This is a genomic window from Bifidobacterium breve DSM 20213 = JCM 1192, from assembly GCF_001025175.1.
GTDB lineage: Bacteria > Actinomycetota > Actinomycetes > Actinomycetales > Bifidobacteriaceae > Bifidobacterium > Bifidobacterium breve.
This window is the reverse complement of record NZ_AP012324.1, coordinates 1,471,886-1,494,917: the sequence shown is the minus strand read 5'-3', so window position 1 is coordinate 1,494,917 and position 23,032 is coordinate 1,471,886. Positions and strand designations below refer to the sequence as shown.

29 protein-coding genes are annotated in these 23,032 nt (G+C 60.9%); all 29 read left to right on the top strand.

Annotation, left to right across the window (positions count from 1 at the left end; all coding sequences use genetic code 11):
• Window positions 1–185 precede the first annotated feature (185 nt).
• Window positions 186–482, top strand: a complete 297-nt coding sequence (locus BBBR_RS06515; protein ID WP_003830531.1) for a hypothetical protein — start codon at window positions 186–188, stop codon at window positions 480–482.
• Between the two features lie 92 nt (window positions 483–574).
• Window positions 575–937 (top strand): terminase small subunit, encoded by a 363-nt coding sequence (locus BBBR_RS06510; protein ID WP_003830532.1) that lies wholly within the window; start codon window positions 575–577, stop codon window positions 935–937.
• Between the two features lie 13 nt (window positions 938–950).
• Window positions 951–2,564, top strand: coding sequence for a hypothetical protein (locus BBBR_RS06505; RefSeq protein WP_003830533.1), 1,614 nt, complete (start codon window positions 951–953; stop codon window positions 2,562–2,564).
• Between the two features lie 21 nt (window positions 2,565–2,585).
• Window positions 2,586–3,992: a phage portal protein gene (locus BBBR_RS06500; protein ID WP_003830534.1), complete on the top strand. Its 1,407-nt coding sequence runs from the start codon at window positions 2,586–2,588 to the stop codon at window positions 3,990–3,992.
• Window positions 3,989–4,735 carry an HK97 family phage prohead protease gene (locus tag BBBR_RS06495; RefSeq protein WP_003830535.1) on the top strand — a complete coding sequence of 249 codons (747 nt, stop codon included), beginning with the start codon at window positions 3,989–3,991 and terminating at the stop codon, window positions 4,733–4,735. Before BBBR_RS06500 ends, BBBR_RS06495 begins: the two co-directional genes overlap by 4 nt.
• 14 nt (window positions 4,736–4,749) lie before the next feature.
• Window positions 4,750–5,952 carry a phage major capsid protein gene (locus BBBR_RS06490; protein WP_003830536.1) on the top strand — a complete coding sequence of 401 codons (1,203 nt, stop codon included), beginning with the start codon at window positions 4,750–4,752 and terminating at the stop codon, window positions 5,950–5,952.
• Window positions 5,953–5,960: 8 nt separating this feature from the next.
• Entirely contained in the window at window positions 5,961–6,308 is a 348-nt protein-coding gene (locus BBBR_RS06485) for a hypothetical protein (RefSeq protein ID WP_019727447.1), read from the top strand.
• Window positions 6,309–6,322: 14 nt separating this feature from the next.
• On the top strand, window positions 6,323–6,841 hold the full coding sequence (locus BBBR_RS06480) for a hypothetical protein (protein WP_003830538.1): 519 nt from the start codon (window positions 6,323–6,325) through the stop codon (window positions 6,839–6,841).
• Window positions 6,838–7,236, top strand: coding sequence for a hypothetical protein (locus BBBR_RS06475; protein WP_003830539.1), 399 nt, complete (start codon window positions 6,838–6,840; stop codon window positions 7,234–7,236). The genes BBBR_RS06480 and BBBR_RS06475 overlap by 4 nt, the downstream gene beginning before the upstream one ends.
• 4 nt (window positions 7,237–7,240) lie before the next feature.
• The gene (locus BBBR_RS06470) at window positions 7,241–7,528 is read left to right on the top strand and encodes an HK97 gp10 family phage protein (RefSeq protein ID WP_003830540.1); all 288 of its coding nucleotides are present in this window, start codon (window positions 7,241–7,243) and stop codon (window positions 7,526–7,528) included.
• Complete coding sequence (locus BBBR_RS06465) at window positions 7,528–7,959, top strand: hypothetical protein (RefSeq protein WP_003830541.1); 432 nt, start codon at window positions 7,528–7,530, stop codon at window positions 7,957–7,959. Before BBBR_RS06470 ends, BBBR_RS06465 begins: the two co-directional genes overlap by 1 nt.
• Before the next feature lie 13 nt (window positions 7,960–7,972).
• Window positions 7,973–8,572: a hypothetical protein gene (locus tag BBBR_RS06460; RefSeq protein ID WP_003830542.1), complete on the top strand. Its 600-nt coding sequence runs from the start codon at window positions 7,973–7,975 to the stop codon at window positions 8,570–8,572.
• Between the two features lie 5 nt (window positions 8,573–8,577).
• Window positions 8,578–8,844 (top strand): hypothetical protein, encoded by a 267-nt coding sequence (locus BBBR_RS06455; RefSeq protein ID WP_225851439.1) that lies wholly within the window; start codon window positions 8,578–8,580, stop codon window positions 8,842–8,844.
• A 100-nt stretch (window positions 8,845–8,944) separates the two neighbouring features.
• Window positions 8,945–9,367, top strand: a complete 423-nt coding sequence (locus tag BBBR_RS06450; protein ID WP_003830544.1) for a hypothetical protein — start codon at window positions 8,945–8,947, stop codon at window positions 9,365–9,367.
• Window positions 9,364–9,690 (top strand): hypothetical protein, encoded by a 327-nt coding sequence (locus BBBR_RS06445; RefSeq protein ID WP_003830545.1) that lies wholly within the window; start codon window positions 9,364–9,366, stop codon window positions 9,688–9,690. Before BBBR_RS06450 ends, BBBR_RS06445 begins: the two co-directional genes overlap by 4 nt.
• 34 nt (window positions 9,691–9,724) lie before the next feature.
• Window positions 9,725–12,586, top strand: coding sequence for a hypothetical protein (locus tag BBBR_RS06440; RefSeq protein WP_003830546.1), 2,862 nt, complete (start codon window positions 9,725–9,727; stop codon window positions 12,584–12,586).
• Window positions 12,587–12,601: 15 nt separating this feature from the next.
• Window positions 12,602–13,507, top strand: a complete 906-nt coding sequence (locus tag BBBR_RS06435) for a hypothetical protein (protein ID WP_003830547.1) — start codon at window positions 12,602–12,604, stop codon at window positions 13,505–13,507.
• A gap of 6 nt (window positions 13,508–13,513) precedes the next feature.
• On the top strand, window positions 13,514–18,364 hold the full coding sequence (locus BBBR_RS06430; RefSeq protein WP_003830548.1) for a hypothetical protein: 4,851 nt from the start codon (window positions 13,514–13,516) through the stop codon (window positions 18,362–18,364).
• A gap of 14 nt (window positions 18,365–18,378) precedes the next feature.
• Window positions 18,379–18,945, top strand: a complete 567-nt coding sequence (locus BBBR_RS06425; protein WP_225851440.1) for a nitrate reductase — start codon at window positions 18,379–18,381, stop codon at window positions 18,943–18,945.
• Window positions 18,946–18,956: 11 nt separating this feature from the next.
• On the top strand, window positions 18,957–19,271 hold the full coding sequence (locus tag BBBR_RS06420) for a hypothetical protein (RefSeq protein WP_003830550.1): 315 nt from the start codon (window positions 18,957–18,959) through the stop codon (window positions 19,269–19,271).
• 77 nt (window positions 19,272–19,348) lie between these two features.
• Window positions 19,349–19,519, top strand: a complete 171-nt coding sequence (locus BBBR_RS10925; RefSeq protein ID WP_003830551.1) for a hypothetical protein — start codon at window positions 19,349–19,351, stop codon at window positions 19,517–19,519.
• Entirely contained in the window at window positions 19,506–19,949 is a 444-nt protein-coding gene (locus BBBR_RS06415) for a hypothetical protein (protein WP_047928254.1), read from the top strand. The genes BBBR_RS10925 and BBBR_RS06415 overlap by 14 nt, the downstream gene beginning before the upstream one ends.
• A 27-nt stretch (window positions 19,950–19,976) precedes the next feature.
• Entirely contained in the window at window positions 19,977–20,342 is a 366-nt protein-coding gene (locus BBBR_RS06410) for a hypothetical protein (RefSeq protein WP_225851441.1), read from the top strand.
• A 19-nt stretch (window positions 20,343–20,361) separates the two neighbouring features.
• On the top strand, window positions 20,362–20,850 hold the full coding sequence (locus BBBR_RS06405; protein WP_003830553.1) for a hypothetical protein: 489 nt from the start codon (window positions 20,362–20,364) through the stop codon (window positions 20,848–20,850).
• Window positions 20,851–20,869: 19 nt separating this feature from the next.
• Window positions 20,870–21,259 carry a hypothetical protein gene (locus BBBR_RS06400; RefSeq protein ID WP_003830554.1) on the top strand — a complete coding sequence of 130 codons (390 nt, stop codon included), beginning with the start codon at window positions 20,870–20,872 and terminating at the stop codon, window positions 21,257–21,259.
• 63 nt (window positions 21,260–21,322) lie between these two features.
• Window positions 21,323–21,487 (top strand): hypothetical protein, encoded by a 165-nt coding sequence (locus tag BBBR_RS10920; RefSeq protein ID WP_154646685.1) that lies wholly within the window; start codon window positions 21,323–21,325, stop codon window positions 21,485–21,487.
• Window positions 21,477–21,704 carry a histidine kinase gene (locus BBBR_RS06395; RefSeq protein ID WP_225851442.1) on the top strand — a complete coding sequence of 76 codons (228 nt, stop codon included), beginning with the start codon at window positions 21,477–21,479 and terminating at the stop codon, window positions 21,702–21,704. Before BBBR_RS10920 ends, BBBR_RS06395 begins: the two co-directional genes overlap by 11 nt.
• A gap of 25 nt (window positions 21,705–21,729) precedes the next feature.
• Window positions 21,730–22,533, top strand: a complete 804-nt coding sequence (locus tag BBBR_RS06390) for an N-acetylmuramoyl-L-alanine amidase (protein ID WP_003830557.1) — start codon at window positions 21,730–21,732, stop codon at window positions 22,531–22,533.
• Window positions 22,534–22,549: 16 nt separating this feature from the next.
• Window positions 22,550–22,831: a hypothetical protein gene (locus tag BBBR_RS06385; protein WP_003830558.1), complete on the top strand. Its 282-nt coding sequence runs from the start codon at window positions 22,550–22,552 to the stop codon at window positions 22,829–22,831.
• Window positions 22,832–23,032 lie beyond the last annotated feature (201 nt).

Sequence of the window (23,032 nt, the reverse complement as noted above, 5' to 3'; positions counted from 1 at the left end):
CCAATCGACTACACCGCCGAAAAGAACACGAGCGACGAATCATACAATCTTGACCACCTCTACCCAGTCAGCAAACACGCCGAACTCCAGTTCGACCCAGCAGGCTTCCGCCCAAGCCACACCAGCTGCAATAGACTCCGAGGCAACCAAGACCCACCAACACCAATCGGAACACTCTCAAGACAATGGATAACAACAGCATGAGCAAGGAGGCAATGATGCCACAGCAGCCAGTCACACTAGAGCTCATCGCCACAATCAGTGACAAGACATTCCCAATCGGCTCATTCACCGTCAACATCCCGATCAACGTCACCCACAACGAAGTCAACACCTACAAAGTCGGAGCCACATACACCACACTCATCAGACCCAAGCCACCAAGCACAGACGAACTCATCACACGATTCACAAACGCAATCAAAGCATTCAAAACAGCATTCGAAACCAACCCCGACGAGGTAGGGGCGGTGAAATCCTGAAAACAGAGCAACCACGCAACACTGCCCGCGTGGTTGCTCTTCCTCTCCCCGATGATGTTTTTTGTTGATGGGTCGCGCGTGAAGGAGGCTTTATGGCAGTTAAGAAGGGTGTTTCCGAGCGTCGTTTCCCGCATGAGTCCGTGGCTGATGCGTTGGAGAGGTCTTTGCGTAATGCGAAGTCGTTGCGTGCCGAGAATGCGGCTGTCGTGGCCGCTGCGCGTATCCTTGCCAACCGGATTGATTCGATTTGCGAGACTGGTTTCATTGACGAGAACGGGAAATTGGACAATGTGTCGGTTCCGACGTTTTTGAAATACTGCCAGTCGCTTGGTTTGACGGTGGATGTTCCGGCTAAGGTTGGTCGGCCTGCGAAGCCGAAGGCCGAGGCGAAGCAGGAGAAGCCGAAGAGCGACAAGGTTGTGCAGATGGCGGATTTCATGAAGCGTTTCGGCTAGGAGGCGGTGTCTGATGGCGGCGGAGAATCTCACGGTTTTCGGTGCCATCGACGATGAGAGGCATGGTGTGACCTTGCCGCGTATCTTCACGCCGCCGCTCAGGCCGTTGACCAAGGAGACCTCGAATGGTTTCGCGGTGATCGCGTTCGCGGAGATCATGCTGCATGTGCATCTCTACCCGTGGCAGCAGTGGCTGCTCGTCCATGCGCTCGAACTGCTGGAGGATGGTTCGTATCGTTTCCGCAAGGTGATTGTGCTTGTCGCCCGCCAGAATGGCAAGACCACGCTCATGGGCGTGCTGGCCGCATGGTGGCTGTTCGTCGATTCCAACAAGCATCCCGACCGGGTTCCGCCCGTCAAATTCCTCGTGGTCGGTGCTGCGCAGACGTTGGACAATGCGAAGGGCCCGTACAATCAGGTCAAGGAGTGGTGCAATCCTCAGCCTTCTACCGATGAGGAAGCGGATCTGGTGATTCCGGATCTTGCCGCGATGACGCAGAAATTCGTCAACACTAACGGCGAGGAAGCGATCATCACCCGCTCGAAAGCCCGGTATATCGTCCGCGCCGATAAGAACATTCGAGCGAAATCGGCCGCCCGTGTCGTGTTCGACGAGCTGCGTGAGCAGCATAATGATGATGGCTGGAATGCCGTCAGCCAGACCACGAAGGCCGTGTGGTCGAGCCAGTTGTGGGGCATTTCCAATGCTGGCGACTACAGGTCTGTGGCGTTGCGCAAGCAGGTGGACAAGGGGCGCAAGCTTGTAGACGAGTGGACGCGCCTGAGCGCCGACGGTGGAAATCCGGCCGACGTGTTCACGTCCGGCGAGCAGGACGGATCGTTCGGCTATTTCGAGTGGTCTGCGCCTGACAAGTGTCCGGTGGATGATGCCGACGCCATCCGGCATGCGAATCCGTCGCTCGGCTATGGGCCGATGACCGTCATGTCGGTTCGGTCCGACATTGACGGCATGACCGAGGCCGCGTTCCGCACCGAGGTCCTGTGCCAGTGGGTCACGGCTGACATCATTCCTTTCATCGGTCCGAAAATGTGGGCCAGTGGCATCGACTCGCGTTCCACGATCCCTGACGGTAATCGTGTCGTCCTGTCCGTGGACACGTCTGCCGACCGTAAGACCACGTATGTGGCCGCCGCCGGAATTCGTGCGGACGGTTTGCCGCACGTGGAGCTGATAGCCCGCCGTGACGGCATGCTGTGGGTGCCGCATTATCTCGACCTTTTGCAGGAGCGTTGGCCGCATATCACGGAGATCGCCGTGCAGGGCAAGGGTTGTCCGGCAGTGGACTTCATCGACCCGCTGACCGAAAAAGGGTGGACGGTGCATCTCATCGAAGGATTCCGGCTGGGCGCGTGCTGCGGGCGTTTCCACGACCGTGTGCGTGAGGGCAAGCTGCGGCATCTCCCGCAGCCTGCAGTCGAACAGCAGGTGAGTGTGGCCGTGTCCCGAAGGCTCGGCGAGGTCGAGGTGTGGGACCGCACCAAGTCCGCATTGCAGATTTCCGGCTTGGTCGCCGAATCGCAGGCATTGTATGCGTTGGAGACAATGCAGGCCGGAGCCGAGACACCGAAATACGCGCCGAGCGTCGGCGTAAGGGTTAGATTCTGATTTTCCAAGAGAGGAGAGTGAATGGGTTTCCTTGACAGGCTCCTCAGCAATAACGCCGCAACCGTGGGCATGAAGATGGCCGAGGCCGTCGAGCATCCCATGCCGGCCACGAGCATCCCGCTCGTCAACGGTGATTGCTGGCCGTCCGACATGGACTTCTACGGGGACGCTTCCGGCATCTACTGCCGTGAGTACGCGGTGCGTGTCGTGATCGACTTCATCACCCGCAATATCGCCTCGCTGCCATTCAAGGTGTATCGAAAGAACGCTGATGGTGACTCCGAGGAGGTCACCAGTGGAGCGTTGGCCGACCTGATGAAGCGTCCTTCGCCATTGCCGGGCATGACGCGCTATCGGTTCCTTAGCATGCTGCTTCGTGACATGCTGCTCGATGACCGGTGGCTTTGCCTGCTTGGTGTGAATGGTGGCCGTTTCGCGCTCCGTCGCATACCATCCGACTGCTATCAGCTGGCTGGTAACGCTTTCGGCGAGATTACCGGCGTGAATCTGCTGACGATGGACAGTCAGCAGGCCATGCATTTCGATTTGCCGGATCCGCGCGTGCATTTGGATGTCGGCTTTATTTCCGGCCTCCAGTATGGCGATAGTGTGACCAACGTGCTTCGGCCATTATTGGCCGAGGCGAAGGCCATGGCGTCCTACCGGCGCAGTATCGCCAAGAATGGCATGCAAGCCGGTGGCTACGTGTATCGACCGAAGGAGATGCCGTGGCTGTCGCAGGAGGACTACGACGAATTCACCAACGCATTGCGTAACTTCATCCAGAATGGCGGACGTGAGGGTGGTTGGCCTGTCCTGAAGGACGGCATGGAGATGCGCCCGCTGGACAATGTGTTCAAGCCGGTGGATGTGAACGATCTGGAGGCGCGTGACCGCATCAACATCGCGGTATGCAACGCCTTCCAAATCTCGCCGGAGAACATCGGATTCCGAACCGGCACGAATTCCAATATCAGCGCCTACAAGGAGAAGCTCTGGAACGTGGAGCTCATGCCGTACATCGTCGCTCTCGAAGAAGCCTTGAATCTCAGCCTTCCAGAGGCTGTGGGCGAGCCGGACTGCTATATCAGGGCGAACGTGGACGCGAAACTCCGTGGCACCACTTACGAACAGTATCAGGCGCTCAGCACTGCTACCGGCAGGCCTTTCATGACCACGAATCAGGCACGCAAGATTCTCGACTGGCCTCGCGTTCCTGGCGGCGACCAGCTCATCACGCCGTTGAACGTCAGCGAGGGTGGCCAGCCCAGTCCGCAGGACGGCGGCAGGACGCAGAACGCGCAGGAGAACAATCCAGTCAACGGCGAGGACGCTAAGGCCATGCTCGCCGAATTCAAACGGCTTTACCGGTATGACGCGCAATTCCACGCCGAGTGGAACGCGCTCACCAAGGAGGAGACATCATGAGGCTTGATTTCAAGGGCTTCGAACTGAAATCCCTCGACGATAGCCAAGGCGAGGGCGTGTTCAGCGGCTACGCCTCGACGTGGGACAAGGATTTGTACGATGACGTGATCGTCAAGGGGGCCTTCGCGGGCACACTGGAGAATGATTACGCCGGCACGGGCGCGGGCATCCCGATCCACTGGCAGCACAAGGACGACAAGCCCACCGACATCATCGGCGAGACGTTGAGCGCGGTGGAGGACGAGCATGGCCTGCTGGTCACGGCCCGCCTCGACCTTGACCTGCCGGAAGGCAAGCGCGCGTATGAGCTTCTGCAGCGTGGACTCATCCATCAGATGAGCATCGGCTTCCTCGCCGAGGAGACCGCGTTCGTGCAGGACGGCAAGAGCTCGTGGGACGGATACCGTGAGATTCGCCAGCTGAAACTGTTCGAGATTTCCCTTGTGCAGGTGGCCGCGAATCAGGGCGCGGAGGTGCTTGAAGTGAAGAGCGGACGTGCGATCAGCGCTTCGAACGAAAGCAAGCTCCGCGCGGCGCTCGACAGTCTGCATGAGGTGCTTGACGGCATCGACTCCGACAACAGGAAGCCGGACGATGACGCAACCGACGATTCCACGGATGATTCCAGCGATCAGCCAGACGATTCCACGGATGACCCGAAGAGGAAAGACCAGAAAAGCTTTGACCCGCAGTGGGCCAAGGAATACCAAACCATCAGCGACTTCTTCTCGCTGCAAAATTAACCGAAAGGAGCGCCATGAACCTCATGGACAAGCTCGCCGCCGAGAAGAAGGCGGCACAGTCCATCCTCGCCAAGGGAATGGATAACATCACCGAAAAGGAGCAGGAGGAGCTGAAGCAGCGTTACGCCGAGGCGAAGAAGCTGCAGGAACGCATCGACCTGTTCAAGGAGGCCGGCGAAGGACTCGACAAGCTCGCCGGCACGTCCAAGACCGAACACAAGGGCGTCGAGGCGCAGACCCTCGGCGACTTCTACGTCAAGTCCCTGAAGGAAAAGGGGTTGAGCGTGCTCGCCACCAAGGGAGGCCTGTTCTCCACTCCGGAATTCAAGGCCGCTTCCGACACTCAGGCCACAGGCGGAGCGTCCGGAGCCTACGCGCCGTTCCTCACCCAGACCGACCAGAACGGCGTATGGCCGTACGAGCGTCCGCTCGTCATCGCCGACCTGTTCGCGTCCGGCACCATGAGCGGCACCACCATCAAATACCCGGTCTACGGCGCGTTCGAAGGCAACGCCACCACCGTCGCCGAGGGCGGGCAGAAGCCGCAGATCCACCTTCCGGACCCGACTTGGGTGTCCGACAGCCTGCACGAGATCGCCGCATGGTGGAAGATCACCGACGACATGGCCGACGACCTGCCGTTCGTCGTGTCCGAGATCAACCAGCACGCCCAATACAATCTGAAGCTGCAGGAGGAGATTCAGCTCCTGTCCGGCAACGGCACCGACCCGAATCTCAGGGGCATTCTGAACCGCGAAATCCAGACCAAGGCGCAGGCCAACGATTCCGACCCCGACCGCATCTTCGCGGCCACCACGGATATCGCCACCGCGACCGGCTTCTCCGCCGACGCCGTGGTCATCAACCCTGCCGACTATCAGACAATCCGCCTGTCCAAGGATGCGAACGGCCAGTATTTCGGCGGTGGCTTCTTCGCCGGACAGTACGGCAACGGCGGCATCATGCAGAACCCGCCGCTGTGGGGACTGCGCACCGTGGTCACCGAGGCGATGACCAAGGGAACCGTGCTCGTCGGCGCGTTCAAGGCAGGCGGCACCATCTACCGCAAGGGCGGTCTGACCGTCGAATCCACCAACAGCCACGAAAACGACTTCACCAACGACAAGATCACGTTCCGAGTCAAGGAACGCCTCGCCCTGCAGGTCAAGTACCCCAAGGCTTTCGTCAAGGTGTCCCTCGGCAAGGCCGGAAAGTGAGGCGAGCCGTGAAGCAGTATCGGCTGGCCGACGCATCCAAGGCCAAGGTGGACGCTTCGACGTACATCGAGGACGTGCTCTTCGTGGACGGCAACGACAATCCGGTGAACGTCACCGGCGGCGCCACTGCCACTCCGTATGTGCTTCCCGCCGCCGCCGAGAACACTCTTGGTGGCGTGAAGCTGGCGAATGTCACGATCTCCGGCACTGCGAACGCCTCCGTCGCGGCTGCGGCTTCCACCGCCCCGACGAAGGCGGAGTACGACGCGCTCGTGACCGCGTACAACGATTTGGCGAGGCGTGTCAATGCGCTTGTGGCTGGTCTTGTGGCTGCTGGCAGTGTGAAGACGAGCTGAGATTGGAGGTCGGCATGAGTGATGAAGCGAATGTGGTTCCTGACATGATTGCCGACCCTTCGGCCTTCGAGGATGACGCGCAGTTTCGGCTCAGGGCCGCGCAGGCGGCCATCCGCCGCGAATGTGGCTGGCATGTCATGCCGAACGCGGCATTGGCGGGAACGCTGAATACTCGCGGCGGCACGGTGATTCGGCTGCCTGCACGTCATGTGACGAGCATCGAATCATTGACCGACCGTCAGGGCAATCCACTGGCTTACGCCTATGACCCGGAGACGGGTCTTGTGGAGTCGCTTTCCGGTGGCTTCCCGGTCGGTGTCGCGGCCATCCATTATTCAATCCATGCCGGATACAATGAGGCGCCGGACGTGCAGCAGGTGCTCATCAGCGCCGCGAAGCGTGCCGGCATGAGCCCGATCGGACTCGTCAAATCCCAGTCCACCAACGGGTCCAGCGCGTCATACGATGCGGTGTCGCTCATGCAGGAGGAGAAGGACAAGCTCAAACCCTACCGGCTTGGAGGATTGCCATGAGCCTGCTTGACGATCTGAATGCCGGTGGCGGCGTTTTCGGCATGGCTGGTGCCACGCGCTTCATGCGACTGCGCGCCAAACGCAAGGCCAACCCGTACAATCCGGCGCAGAACGAGCCGGACTGGAGCGTGCCTCCGGACGAGCTCACCATCATGGGCGCGCTCTCATCCAGCTCCAGCATGCGCACGCCGGACACGCTCGACACGCAGACCGCATCCACGGCGTACCTCACCATCCCGGATCCGACAGCCGACGTGAAAATCGGCGACCGGATCCGCGCAGACCCCGACGACGGACGCTTGTGGGAAGTCGACGGATTCCCTTCTAAGGACGCGAACGCGTTCACTGGCTGGCGTCCGACCTTGGAATGCCGTCTGACGGAAAGAAAGGGCTGAACAAATGGCGAAAAGCAGGATATCGGTCGACTTCAATCCGAAGTTCTTCGACGAGATTCTCAACAGCGCCGGGGTCAAGGCGCTCACCACGCTGGCCGCGAACAGGGCACTCGCCTACGCGAAGGCGTCCGCGCCGGTCGAAACAGGCGCATACCGCGACGGCCTTGGAATCGAGGAGGTCAAAAGGGAGCACCGAACGACCGTCATGGTCGTCGGCCACGACCCGAAGACCCTGCTCGTGGAGGCGCAGACCGGCAATCTGGCCAAGTCTTTGAGGAAGGCGAGGGTCTGATGGCAAGCGTCATCCCACCCGATCTCGAGCTTTTCCTCACCGGCTGGCTGCGCTCCAATATCACGGACGTCGCGGGCCTGCAGGTCGGAAACCGCATCCCGGACGATTACGACGGCTCCTATCCGCTCGTGGTCGTGCGTGATGACGGCGGCACGCAATCCGCCGACCGCGTGACGTTCGACAGGTCGATAGGCGTCAACGTGCTCGGATGGACGCGCAACGACACGAAACCATGCCGCGATCTGGCGGCCTGCGTGTACGGCGTGCTGACCGGCGAGCCCGGCATCCTCATCGGATTTGCCGAAGGCAGCCGCATCTGCGCCGTCGTGTCTGACGGCTGCAACGGCCCGTACCCGGTCGGCGAGGACGCGGCATGGTGCCGCTACTACATGACCGTCGAATATTCGACGGCCGGAATCAGACAACCATAAGGAAGGAATCACCATGGCCAAAGACAGTCAGGGCATGGATCTGGGACAGGTGGAGGCGCTCGTCACCGCAGCCATCATGATCGTCCCGTACGCCACAGAAAACAAAATCACGCCGGAAATGATCGCACCCAGCAAGGCGACGACGGAACTTCCGGCCGCATACAATCGGTCGACCGCATGCATCGGACTCGTCAAGTCCGACGGCGGCAATCAGGATTCGCGCGACGGCGACGATCCCATCGAGTTTTTGCAGGACGGGTACAAGAAGCGGCCGCTGGCGACCAGCCTCACGCAGACTTTCAGCCCGGCCGAAAACAATGCGCTGACCCGCAAGATCACCATCGGCGAGCCGGACTCCAATGGCGTCTACCACGTGGCCGACATCATCCAGGATGCGAAATGGATGGCGTACGAGGAGGAGACGTTCGACACCGGGCGTGTCCACCGTCGCGCCGGCGTCATGCAGATTAACGACAACAAACCTGACCAGCAGGAGCGTGGCTCGGCCACCGGCCGCGAGCTCACCGTCGAATGGATGAAGGACCCGCTGTACGTGGATCCTGCGCATCCGAACACGCGCTGGATCGAAAGCTGGTACGACCCAAAAGCGTGACGGCGGTGGCCGTGACTTCGGCTGACGGCAATACGAGGCCGTCGGTCGTCCAAGGCGCGAAGCTCGCGCTCAAGGCCGTCGCCACCCATGTGGACAAGACCACCGTGGACGTGACCGGACAGGCCATGTTCACATCCAAGGATGCAGGCGTGGCGACCGTCGATGGCGGCACGCTCACCGCCGTCAAGGCCGGGAGCGCGAGGATCAACGCCACGTATGGCGGCGTGACCTCACCCGATCTGACGGTCACTGTCACCGCACGCGCCGCCTGACCGGCGGACGAAAATCTTCCCGGACCGCCTATCTCGCCTGTCTGCGCGGTCCGGGAACCCTTTTTACCGCAGGCAGGCGAAAAGCAGATAGGACAAGACAATGACTTCCACTTCCACCGACTTCAAGCCGACCGTCGAGGATTTCGACCAGTGGACGGAAGAAAACGACGAGGAGGCGTTCGCCTCCATCGCACAAAATTACAAGGTGCGCCACATCATCAAGGGCGATGTGTATTGGGCGCTCGTGCCCGGCGGACGCACGTACAAGCTCCCATTGTCGATGAGCATCGACGATTTCACCAGACTGTCGAACACGTCCGATGACACGGAAAGCGTCGAACAGCTCAAACGCATTCTGAGCGCTTTCGCCGGAGACAAACAGGCGAAAGCGCTGAACGGCGAACCGGTGCAGGTCGTGTTCAACCTCCTGTCCGACTATGGCGACGCGGTGGTGCGCTCGCAGGGAGCCTCACTGGGAAAATCCAATGGTTCTCCCGCCAGCTCGCCGACCACGGGAGCGTGATCCGAGCCGATTTCACGACGCATGGGTGGAGTCTGCAGGCCGATCTTGGCGGCAGGCTCCGCTACGGCGACGCGATAGCGCTCCTCGAGCAGCTCATCGGCGATCCGTCGACCTACACGGGCGCGGAGCTCAACGGCTTGGATTATCCGGCCCGGTGGGGTGAGATACCGGTCGTCTACGCGCTTGGCAGCGACGAGTATCCTAAACCTTTCGATTCTCTTGCGAAACGATTGCGGGCGGACAGGGAGAAGGCCGAGCGTGAGCGGCTGCGCGAACAGACCAAGGGCATGAGCCCGGTGTTCCAGACGCTCTACGAGGACTGATTTTTTGGACAAAACTGAATAGTGGAGGTGCCGCATGGCGTTCGGCAGCGAACTCGGTTCCGCGCACATCAGCGTTTTCCCCTCGATGAGGGGTTTCCGCAGCGCGGTCAACAAGGAGGTCGGCGCGAGTGGCAAGGCCGCGTCGAAGACCTTCGATTCGAGCATGGACGGCGGCAAAAGCGGTGGACTGTTCGGACGCGCGTTCAAAAACGGTTTCAAGCAGTCGGCGAACGATTTCAGCGCGGACGTGTTGAAATCCTATGAGCGTGACGTGGCGAAATCCACGGCCGCATACCGTCAGTCCATGCTCCAGCAGGAGGCGGCGGCGAATCAGGTGCGTGCCGCCGAGGAGAGCGTCGCCAATGCCATAGCCAAGCATGGTGAGGGCAGCACGCAGGCCGAGGCCGCGACCATCAGGCTCGAACAGGCGCGGCTGAGACTGTCCACCATGACCGACCGGGCGACGCAGGCCGAGAACCGGTTGAAGGATGCGCAGAAGGCGCTCAAGGACGCTCAGGACAATCTCGCCGCCAGCAGCGAGAAGACAGCCGGTTCGCTCGGAGCGGCGTTCAGAAACCTCGGCAGGGCGATGGCTGCCCCGGCGTTGGGTGCGATCGAGAAAGTGCGCGCCGGCTGGGCGAACGCCGACATGGCCATGCTCGACGGGGCGGGCGTGTTCGGCAAGATCGGCGGCATCGCCCGCAGCGCGTTCGATCAGGTCGCCTCGAAGGCGTCCGCGTTGGGAGGCAAGGTCGCCAGCCCCTTCAAACAGGGCGCGGCCATCGCCCGACAGTTCGGCGACGACCTGTCCTACGGGCTCGGCCAGCGCATCAGCGGCATCGCCGCGAAGATTCCTGCACCATTTAAGAATGCCGTGGGCAGCATAGGCGGTTATTTCCGCAACGTCGGATCGGCGGCGAGCGGAGTGTTCTCAGGCCTGTTCGGCGTCGCCAGCTCCGTGGCCTCACGGATGGCCGGAGCGTTGAAGGGCGGAGCCGACATTGCGTGGAGCGCGATCAGCTCCATGTCGGGCAAGGCCGTCGGCGCGTTGAAGGGCGTCGCCACGGTCGGACTGGCTGGCGTAGGCACCGCCGTCGCTGCTTTGGCAGGAGTCGGCAAGAGCGCTCTCGACGCATACGCGACCTATGAGCAGGCCGTCGGCGGCGTGGACACGCTGTTCAAGGGCGCTTCTGGCACCGTGCAGAAGTACGCGGCGGAAGCGTACCGGACAGCCGGAGTGAGCGCCAACGAGTATATGACGCAGGTCACGAGCTTTTCCGCCTCGCTGATCAGCTCACTCGGCGGCGACACCGCGAAGGCGGCGGAACTCGGCAACACCGCCATGATCGACATGTCGGACAACGCCAACAAGATGGGCACCGACATCGAGTCCATCCAACAGACCTACCAGTCTCTGGCGCGCGGCAACTACGCCATGCTCGACAACCTGAAGCTCGGCTACGGCGGTACCAAATCCGAGATGGAGCGTCTGATCCAGGACGCGAACAAGGTCAAGCAGGCGAACGGGGAGATGGGCGACCTGTCCATCGACAAGTTCTCCGACGTGGTGCAGGCCATCCACATCATGCAGGAGCAGATGGGCATCAGCGGCACCACCGCCAAGGAGGCCGCGACAACCATCGAGGGCTCCGTCGGCATGATGAAGGCCGCATGGCAGAACTGGCTGGCGGAACTCGGCAAGGACAATGCCGACATCAACGGATTGACCACCCAACTGGTCGATTCCGTGAGCACAGTCATCCAGAACGTGGGTCCACGCATCGCGCAGATCATCACCGGCATCACCGCCGCACTGCCGCAACTGTTCTCATCTTTGGGGAGCACGCTGCCGGCGTTGGTCATGCAGATACTGCCGCCGGTGCTCGGCGCGTTGGGACAGCTCGGCACAATGCTGCTGACCAGCGCGACCACATGGATCTCGACGAGCCTGCCCAAGCTGCTCACCAAGTTCCAATCGTGGGTCACGTCGAGACTGCCGTCGTTCCTGCAAACCGGATTGACGATGATAACGAACCTCTTGCAGGGCATCGTGCAGGCATTGCCTCAGATCGCATCCACGGCTGTCATCGTGCTGACGACGCTGCTGGCCGGATTGTCCGCCCAATTGCCGCAGCTCATCCCCATCGGCATCAACGCCGTCCTCAACCTCGTGCAAGGCATCCTCAACAACCTGCCGCAAATCATCGACAGCGGCCTGAAGCTCATCCTCGGACTGGCGCAGGGCCTCATCAACGCCCTGCCCGACCTAAACGGCAAGGTCCCGATCCTCATCGGCCAGCTTGTCGGTGGCATCATCAATCGTCTCCCGCAGATCCTGCAGGCTGGCGTACAGCTGCTCGGCGCACTTGCCAACGGCTTCATAGCGTCGGTGCCAAGGCTTATCGGTGCCATTCCCGGCATGATCGGACAGATCATGAGCGGGTTCACGTCGGTTAACTGGGGGAGTGTCGGTATGAATATCATCACCGGCATCGCGACCGGCATCGCAGGCGCGGCAGGCAGACTCGTGACCGCCGCTGTCAATGCGGCCGATAACGCCTTGAATTGGGTGAAACGCAAGCTTGGCATCCATTCACCGTCGCGAGTGTTCCGCGATCAGGTCGGCGAGATGATAGGCGAGGGCATGGCCGTCGGCATCGACGAGAGCGCTTCGAAGGTGAGGAAGGCGGCTGGAAGGCTGACTGGCATCCTGCCGTCGCAGGACGCCTCGTATTCCGTCGGCGTCGCCAACGCCTCGCGTGGAGTTAACGCAGTCGCCTACGGCAATGGTGGGAGCGTGACGAACATCACGCAGACGTTCAACTATCCGGCCATCGCGCCGACGTCGATAAGCACGCAGCAGAAGTTGCAGACAGCGGCCATGCCGCAATGGTAATCGGGAGGAATCCGAATGAAAGTCAGCTATTCGCTCAACGGCCAGCCGCTCGACTCCGAGCGGATGCGCGTCATCGTCGGCACTACGCATTACACGTCGCTGTCGCCGATCATTGACACGGTGCAGGTGAGCGGACGCAGCGGCGTCATCGTAGGCTCCTCGATTCCGGTGCTGGACGCGCCGGAGCTGACAATCAAGGTCGCGGCGTGGGGCGCGGATTCCGATGCGCTGATCTCGCGTTTCCGTGCCCGTTGCCTGCATGCGGCGAAGCTCACGCTCGGCAGGACGGAGACCTTGGAGGACGGCAGTTCTCGCAGCATGGTCACGAGAGCGGTGTGCACGAGCTGCGAGCCGGACGATGACGAACGCCCGTTCCGCGACCTGCGCGTCATGACCGCCGTGTTCCAACTGCCGGACGTGTTTTGGCGTGGCGTGCAGTGGCAGGAGGCGACGTTGGCCGCGTCGGGTGGCAGGCTGCTGCCGGGCGGGGTTTCCAAGCCGAGCGGCAAGGGGTATTGGGCTCGCTGGCAGGGATTGCCTAACGCCGGGCCGTCCGAGCTTTTCGACATCATGCCGGAGGGGTGGCTTTCCAACGCTCCGATCGGCATGCTGGTGCTTCGTTTCGGAGCGGCCACTGGCGTTACCATCGCGGATCCGGTGAGTGGCACGAACCTCATGTGGGGCGGCCAGCGTGACGCCTCACGACCTTACCTCTTTATCGATGTGGCCAATCGCAAGGCGTGGACGGCTGCCAATGCCGACGCATGGTCCGGTGGTACGGATGCGTCGAATGGCGTCGACTGGACCACCGAACCGTTGCAGGTGTGGCCCGCGATCGATTCCGGCGACTATCGGCTCGATATCAGACAGACCGGCGGCACCGACAAGGTGACATGCCGGTTTTTGCAATCATGGGAGTAGTTAATCATGGGCAAGTCTTTGCATGCTCGTCTGGTGGCATACAGGCCTTTCGGCGCACGTATCGGCGTATTGGCGGAGCCGGTGAGCTTCAGCGCGTCGATGCTCCACGATGATGACGGTGCCATCAGTATCGAGTATTCGATGCTGTCCGGTGACGCGCAGGCGTTCGACCGTGAGCTTACTGACGGTATCGAGGTGGCCGTGGAGGTGTCGGACGGCACCGGCTATCGCGAGCCGGACAATGCTCGCTATGTCATCACTGGGCGCAGCGGCAAGACGGACGACCGTACCAAGACCGTCACCTATTCCGGCCAGTCGATCAGCTGGCTCCTGAGCAAGGCGGAGAACAACGATTCCAGCCATCTGCTCACGGACGGCGACAACAAGGGCAAGCGCCCATTTTATTCGTCCAATCCGGGCACGATTCTCAAGACGCTCCTTGACGAGAATAAGGCCCGTGGCGGCGCGGCCACCGGCCTGACGCTCGGCTTCGACACCGCCAGAGACTCGAATGGTGATGCCTGGAACAGAAAATACACTTTGTATTATTCGCTCGGCACCGACCTGCAGACCATTCTCAGCTCGCTGGTCAATGGCGGTGGCTGCGACTGGCGCACCAGCGGCCGCACGCTGAAAATGTGGAATGCGGACAGCACGGCTTTGAGTCGTGATCTAAGCAAGCAGGTCGTGCTGCAATTGGCTCGTGACATCAGCGAAGCCCCATTCGAGGAGTCCATCGCCGACCTGGCATCAACCATCCTTGTCGAGGGTGACAATAATCTGCTTTTTCGCATGGATAATCCGGCTGCTCCGACGCCTTGGGGCAAGTGGGAATCCTATAGCTCGCAGGGTGGCGTGTCCGATAAGGATACCGCGCAGGCATTCATGCAGTCCACGCTTGATGATGCGGCGAGAGTGCGTGGCCAGTACACGCGCGATCTCATCGTTTCCGACATGGACAGTCTGCCGCTCGTTGACTATCATGCTGGCGATTGGATTACCGCCCCCACCGTCTCCCATGGGGAGAAGGTGCGCGTGCAGGAAATCGACCTGAGCATGCGCCAGAACGAGGGCTTATCCTGCTCAATCGCTCTGAATGATATTAAGTATGACGCTTCCGTGCGTCAGGCGAAGAAGATCAAGGGCATCACCGGTGGCGCCGCGTTGGCCGGCAGCGAGGGCGGCACGACCGCCTCGTCCGACCGTGACCATCGCGTGCCGAAGGCCCCTCTCGGATTGATCGTGCAGACCGACGCCTACATTGGTGCGGATGGTTTCGCGCATGGTCTGGCCACGGCTTCGTGGTCCGCCGTGACCGAAGCCACGAACAACACGTCCATCGAGATCAGCAATTACGCCATTGAGTGGCGCAGGCACGTGGATGGTGCGCCTTGGCATTCGGCAGGCACGACTGATAAGACGCAGCTCGGTTTCGGCGGCTTGGATTGCGGCACGCAAATCGAGGTGCGCGTCAGGGCCGTGCCGACGTATTCGGACAAGCTCGGCGAATGGTCGGCCGTCGTGGTGGCAACTGTGGAGTCGGATACGACGCCATGCTCCGTACCGTCGAAGCCGGTGCTTGCGTCCGAGCTTGGCGTGGTGACCGTCCATTGGGATGGCAGGACAAGCACTGGCGCGTCGATGGAATCGGACTTCGACCATATTGAGGTCGGCGAGGGCGTCGATGCGGCCGTCATGACCGTCATCAGCGCAAACCAGTCCGGTCAGGGCGATTATCTCGTGACCGGTCTGGCAGCCGGTTCACAGCACTCCTACGCCCTTCGTTCGGTCGACCATGCGGGCAACAGGTCCGACTGGTCGGCAGTCGCCTCGGTGACGGTGGCTTCGGCTGTCTCGCCTGAAGAGGTCAAGCAGATCCAAAAAGACCTGGCTGACAATCAGACGGCTTTGAAGGATAATACGGCGAAGCTGACGCAGGCCCAGAAGGACATTCAGGCGAATAAGACTGGTCTTGATGCGGCGAATCAGACGCTCTCGCAAGCCAAGGCCGATCTGTCTCAGGCGCGGAAGGACATCGCGCAGACCAAAAGCGACCTGACCACGGCGAACGGCGAGATCAGCAAGGCGAAGGAGTCGGTGGCGCAGGCGTATGCCGAAGCCCATAGCAAGAACCATACGTTTCGCGGCCCCGACGAGCCGAAGGACAATCTCATCGTCGGCGACCTGTGGCTCAAAACGCAGAAGTATTGGACTCGCTGGAAGGGCACGCCCAATAACAGCCCTTCCATGCTTGCCGACTTCTACACCTACTGGACGGGGACTCCGAATAACAGTCCGAGCGTCTTGGTGCCTCTGTCTGATCGCGTGGTCGATACGCTTGTGTGGGATGGCTCCGCGTGGAACCACATGGGCTATGCCGACGTGGAGAACAATGCGAAGCAGATCGAGCAGGCGAAGTCGGATATCGCGGACAACGCGGCGAAGACCACCGACGCGAAGAAGGCCGCTGAGAATGCCGCTGCCGCAGCGAAAAACGCGCAGGGCACGGCAGACAGTGCGAAGAGCGCCGCAGGCACGGCCCAGTCAACGGCGGATGCCGCCCAGACTGCCGCCAAGAGTGCCACCGTCACCGCAGGTCAGGCGAAGGATGCCGCCAACGCGGCACAGACCGCCGCCGAGAGCGCGAAGAAGACGGCTGGCAATGCGCAGACTCTGGCGAATACTGCCAATGAGTCCGCCAATGCCGCCAAGTCCACAGCAGTCAATGCTTCGAGCGTTGCGACCCAAGCGAAAGCCACGGCTGACAGTGCGGCCCAGTCCGCCACCGATGCGGCGAATGCCGCGCAGAAGGCGAATACGGCTGCTGCCGCCGCCGCTGGCGTGGCGAACGGCAAGGCCGACGTGCTCATCCAGTCCACTGCTCCGGATGCGTCGATGCGCAAGTCCACGACACTGTGGATAGACACGACGAATGGCGCTAACACGCCGAAACGGTGGAACGGCGGCACATGGTCGGCGGTGACGGACAAGGCGGCCACCGATGCGGCCAATGCGGCTGTCAAGGCACATGCTGCCGCGCAGACGGCGCAATCAACGGCTGACAAGGCTCAGACCACAGCCGCGAACGCGGCCGCGCAGGCGAATCAGGCGCAGGCCGCCGCGAGAAAGGCGCAGACCACGGCGGACGGCAAGAACCTCATCTACCGTGGCCCGGACGAACCCGCGCATGATGGGCTGAAGCCGGGCGACATGTGGTGGCGCACCCAAAAATATTGGACGCGCTGGAAGGGCGAGAAGAACAATTCGCCCAGCCTCATGGCCGACTTCTACACGTACTGGCAGGGTGCGCCCAATGCTTCTCCAAGCGTTTTGGTGCCGCTTGCAGATCGCGTCGTTGAAGTCCTGACGTGGGACGGCACGCGCTTCGAACCTTTTGACCTCGTGGCGAACAACATTCTCGCGTCTGGAACCGTGGCCGCGAAGCATCTCGCCGTGGACTCCGTGACCGCCGAGAAGGTCAAGGCCAATGCGATCACCACGGACAAGCTCGCCGCCAACAGCGTGACCGCTGAGAAGCTGGTGGCCGACGCGGTGACCGCCGCGAAGCTCGCAGCCGACTCGGTGCAGGCACGCAACATCGTCTCGCTCGCCATCACCACCGACAAATTGGCCGCGAACTCGGTCACGACCGCGAAGCTCCGCGTGACGGAGGACATGACCGTGGCGCTCCTGAATGTCCATAAGATTCAGGCTGGCGACATCGTGGCTGGCGCTGTCACGACCGACAAGCTGGCCTCCAACAGCGTTAACGCCGACAAACTCGCCGCCAACGCGGTCAACGCCGACAAGATAGTATCCGGCGCGATCACCACGGACAAGCTCGCCGCCAATTCGGTGACCGCTGTGAAGATCGCGGCTGGAACGATCACGTCCGACAAGGTGGCCGCTGGCCAGTTCCGAGGCTACGTCTTCACCGGCGCGATATTCCAAAGCTCCGAGGCTGCGAACACTGGCGTGAAGCTCAATTCGACGGGCCTGCGGATGTGGGATTCGAACCACAACCAGACCGTCATTCTGGACGGCGAGGGCAGGTCGAACCTGCTGACCGGCACGTTCCAGACCCGCGTTAGCGGGCATAGGGTGCGTATTTCTCCGGACTACGCGACCGGTGTCATTGGCGGAGCGGAAAAGTCTATCGGTGACGGAGTGGAATTCGTGGCCTGTGACTCGTCGAACAGCGAATACTACAGGTTTCCGGCCATCGCATCGGCCGTCCAGTCGAACGATGTCGGCGAGATGAGCGTCTTGGATTTTTGGAGCGGACACGTCAAAAAGAACGACCCGGCGTCTTTCCTGCGTCTGGGATCCAAGCCACGCGAGCGGGGCGGCACCGGAAGCGGCGGTATCGCGTCCGAGGTGTACGCCATGGCGGACAGTAATTACGACGAGCCCGACGAGAGCAAAACTGCCAGTGCGTCGCTCGATTTGTCCTACGATAGCGTGAACGGTGCGAGGGTCTGGCTCCAAGCGCGCGACGCGAACGGCAGGGTCGGAGTCGGAGCGAACATCGCGACCGGATATTTGTATCTCGGCGGCTTTCTCGGCGGCATCGCGAACAGGTCCACCTTCCAATCCGGCGCCGCGTGGAAGGCGTGGTGGCCGAACCCCGGCCATAGCATCCCGACCGGCGCATCAGCGCAAATCACTTGCAGGCTCAGTCCGACGAAATACGGCCGCTATTATGCGGTCGCGAACGCGGATTCGGAATGGGCCGGCATCATCGCGCATCCCACCAGCACGGGCGGTCAGAGCGGCTTCAACCTGAAGCTTTTCAACGCCGACCAGCCGTGCCCGGTCGAAGTGTACGCAGAATACCTGGCCTATCTGGTCAAATGATTGGAGGGAAAATCTTGTCATCGACTTTCGAACGGGATGCGAACGGATTGTGCATCATCCGATGCGATCCGCCGGTGAACGGGTCGAACAGTTTCGTGTTCATGCCTGAGGTGCTCGCATCGTGGAAGGCGCTGCTCGGGTTGGCTTCGACCCGTGAGGCGATCGCGGCGATCATGCAGGGCAGGGAGGACACGAGCCGATACGATCCTTCGACGGGGCGTGGCGTGTGGACCGGGGCGTTCGAAGCGTTGGAAAACGCTTTGGCCGATTCCGCGACAGACGTGAGCATGCTCGCCGCCGATGGGGAAGTGTTGGACGATCCGCTGACAGCCGCACGAAACAGGACGCGCGCCGGGCTGCGATTGCCGGTCATGTCGAATGAGACCGACGCGCGAATGTGCGCCGCATTGGCTGCTGACGCTTCCGCACCGGAAGCGTCGAGTGGCATCGACGTGGCCTGTACGCAGGATGTCGATGGATTGGACGCCTTCCTTGAGGATGAATCCAGTCAGGCGATGCTGGACGAATGCGAGGAACGCTTTTACGAAGCGCTCATGCCAAGACAAAACCAACAGAATTAAGGAGATTGATTATGACCGATGTGACCACTGAGACCACTACCGATACCTCGCCTACCGTGACGCCCGCCGAGCCGTCTGGCGTGCTTGATTTGCGTCCGCCGAAGGAGTCGGTGCGCGCGGAATTGTGCCGATTGGGATTGGAGTTTTCCAGCGCTGACGGCACCGCCGAATCGTGGCGCGACTACCAGCGCGGCGTGCTCGCCACGTTCGACGATTCCGGCACATCCGTCAAAGTGACGGATGTTAAGACGAATCTCGGACGCACCCTCACCTTGGACGAGCTTAAGGCCGTGACCCGTATCGACACGATGACCGCCGCCGACTGACCCCTGCTTTTCACCCAGTTTTTCAACCCCTGCAATCCAATCGGATTGTGGGGGTTCCGCATTAAAAAGGAGACATTTTGACTCAGATTCCAGCCGACGCGAACACCGTCATCGACCAGCTCTCGCAACAGATCGGCACACTCAACAAGCAGATAGCGATCCTCACCAGCCAACTCGCGGCGGTCATGAAACTGATCCCGCAGGATGTGCTCGACAGTCTCGATAAGGAGAATCATGCAGAGGATTAACTGGTATCCCAATCCACGGTTCGACCGTAACGGCGCCTCGCTCGGCGCGTGGGGCATCGACTACGCGAATGACATGCCCGGTGACGGCACGCTCCGACCGTCGCGATCTCAGGGGTACGACGAGCTGCACGTCCCCGAGCTGAACCCCGGCGCCGAGTACGTGTTTAGCGTCAGGTCAGAGAACGGCAGAGGCTCTGTCATGCTCGTCATCGGCGAACTGTACTCCTCGAACACCGTCCCGGACGGCAACGGGATGATCGTCATCCGGCTCACCGCGCCCGCAACGGGCAGCCAGAAGAAAAACCGCGTCGTGTTTTTTAACCAAGGAGTGTACTCGCAACCCCAGTTGGAGCTCGCCTCGACGTATGACGCGGCGCTCGGGGGGGGGTATCCTCGCTTCTTCTCCGGCGACACCATGCCACTCGGCTGACGCCGCGCACCGGGACGGTGATGCCCGATGATGGTAACGAACCTATGCACGAGACCATCCTCGACCATCACCCTGTCGGCAGGCCGTTGGGTGGATATCACGACCATTCCGAACAAGCCAGGGACGAAATATCTGGTCAGCGCCTATGTGAACGTCACCGGCGGCACTATCTCGATGAGAGCGTATGGCGACCTCAGTGCAAGCCAACGTGTCAGCTACGCGTTGACCGCCAGCTTGGCCGGTCCGATGTCAATGTATTATTCCGTCAAGTCAGGCAATCCGACCGTCACAGTGACGAATATTCTCATCTGCACGTGGGACGAGTATCAGGCGAACAAGACCCTGCTCGACAGCATCGGATATTTCACCGGGAATACGATGCCGCTCGCCTGACCCTCTTGGGGGTGGTGGCATGAGCCTGGTAACGAATCTGATTCCAGATCCACTCCTCATGCTCCCGAACAGTGCCATCTCGACATACCAGACGACCGTACAGCATGTTGACCCTGATGGCATGATCGTTACGCCGAACAGCGGCGCTGTCAATCCTAGTGCCGATATCCGACTGGGCGAACCGGTCTCCGGTGATTTCCATCTGAACTTCTGGGTTTCCCAAGTGCCGGAAGGTAGCAGATGGCATGAGAATGGTATCTGCTACGTATCCAACGCAGCAAATAACTGGGGAGTTCTGCTTCCTCATGACAATACAAGCGGAAACACATTCCTTGGTTTTGATTTTCATATGGATGATGCGCAACACATCCAGTTGAAGTGTCCGTTGAATCATCCGCTGCGATTCTCGGCAATCAATCTGATGACACAGGCGGATTGGCAGGAATACAAGAAGCTCGTCCCGAAAATGGACGCACTGTATGGCGGTCTCATGCCGCTGCAAAACTGATTTTTTAAGGAGACGTAATGTGTTTCAGACATTTCTAGCTGGTTTCGGCGGTGTGGGCGGCGCGTGCGCCCTCATCACCCTGCTGCTCAGGATATGGCCGGGCGCTTTGGACGCGTTGGCGACCGGCCTGTACGCGCACGTAAGACCCGAACGCCTGCCATACGACAGTCCGCTTTCCCAGCATTTCGCGAAAACGCGGACCTTGGGAGAGCGGACGGCGAAGATCGACGACCGTATGGACGAGCTCTGCCGGGACACGATCAAGAACACGATCATCAGCCTGATCTACGGCGACCAGTCGCATGACCATAGCGAGGCCGTCCGATACGAGTTGGCGAAGCTTGAGAAATTGGACGCGCAATGCTGGATCGTCAACGCCGCCGAAAAATATTTGGAGGACCGGCAATGACGCATCTCATGATCGCAGGCGGCATATGGCTGCTGTTGCTCGCGCTCGTCATCATATTCAATCATGGCGCGCACAGGCATTGATTTTCACACCGGTTTTCAAAGCCATCCCATTTCGGGATGGCTTTTCTATTTGCCCTTGACTCGGGGGCGGGAAGGAGAGGATGTGGGCATCCTCGACAAAGGCATGCCGTTGACGGCGTTGTGGGGTGATGGCGATGACGTCTAGCATGCTCGCTTTGACGTCCGTGGCCGCCGTGTTCGTCGTGCTGCTGCTTGCGGTGGCGTGGCTGCTGTGGCGCGGACATGACGTGCCGGTATGGCTCGTCTGTGTCGTGACGCTGCTTCTGGGCGCGTTCACAATCGTCTGCGTCATCCTGCTCATGCTGCCGCTCCTGCGACTGCTGGAGATGGCCGTCGTGATGTGGACGCTCGTCTTCGCGTAAAAACCATCAAAAAAGGAGGAAACATATGAAATCATGGGAGAATCTGGAAGCGGACGAGGATCTCATCCTCTCCACGCACATGACCAAGGGCCGTCAGGGATGCAAGGTCGACAAGATCGTTCTGCATCATAATTGCGGCAACCTGACCGGCAGGGACTGCTACAACACGTGGCAGACCCGCGAGGCCAGCGCGCACTATCAGGTGGCGGCGGACGGCAGGGTTACGCAGCTCGTCTGGGATACGGATACCGCATGGCATTCGGGTGATTGGGACGCTAACCTCACGTCCATCGGCGTGGAGCATGCGGACATCTCGTCCAGTCCGTGGATGATCTCCGAAGCGACCTTGGACAACGGCGCGCATCTGGTGGCCGCGCTCTGCAAGCATTTCGGCCTCGGACGCCCTCAGTGGGGCGTCAACGTTTTCCCGCACAGCCATTTCTCCGCGACAGCCTGCCCCGCATCCATCGCAGGAAGCCAGAACGCGGCCTACATGGCCAAGGCGCAGGCATGGTATGACAGGATGACCGGCGCGACTGCGCCGACGCCGACCGTCCAGCCGACGCAGCCCGCCACGGCATCGTCCGCCGCAAACGTGCTGCAGGGCACGTACCGTGTGAACGTGGGCGGGCTCAACGTGCGCGACCGTCCGAGCGTTTCCGGCAATGTGGTCGCCACCTATTCCAACGGCCAGACCGTCAATCTGGATCATTGGGGCACGGTCGCGGACGGCTACATCTGGGGCCGCTACACGGCGTATTCCGGCGCCATCCGGTACATCGCGCTGGCCCCGGCGGACAAGTCAACCTGGTATCTCGTCAAAGCCTGAAAGGAAGGTGGTGTTAATGGCTGAGCATGCAAAAGAGAACACTCTGGAGACCGCCATCGCCAATCTCACCGACGAGCGTGAGGACGGCACCGACACCGTGCAGCCCGACAGCGCGTACACGCCAGTATTCTCGAAGCAGGTGCGCACCGTCGTCTACGTGTTGGGTCTGATCGCTTCGTGCGTCGGCCTTGGCTTCATGACCTTCGGTGACGCGGCCATCGGCGGCTACATCTCGACCGTGGCCGGCTTCATCGCCAGCGGTCTTGGCGTCGCCTACAATCCGCTGCGCAACGCCTGACCGTGATTAATTTCCGGGCGTGAAACTGAAACTCGCGCCCGGAAATCAAACTCAGGTGTGAAATATCGCATGGATAACCCATAAACGAATATTTTGCGCCCTTATGAAACATCGCCCCTCTCTCAGCATTGCTGGGGGAGGGGCTTTTCTTGTTATTCGGCGTGTTTGCGTGGTCGTCCGCCGCCGTCGCGGCGGCCCGGT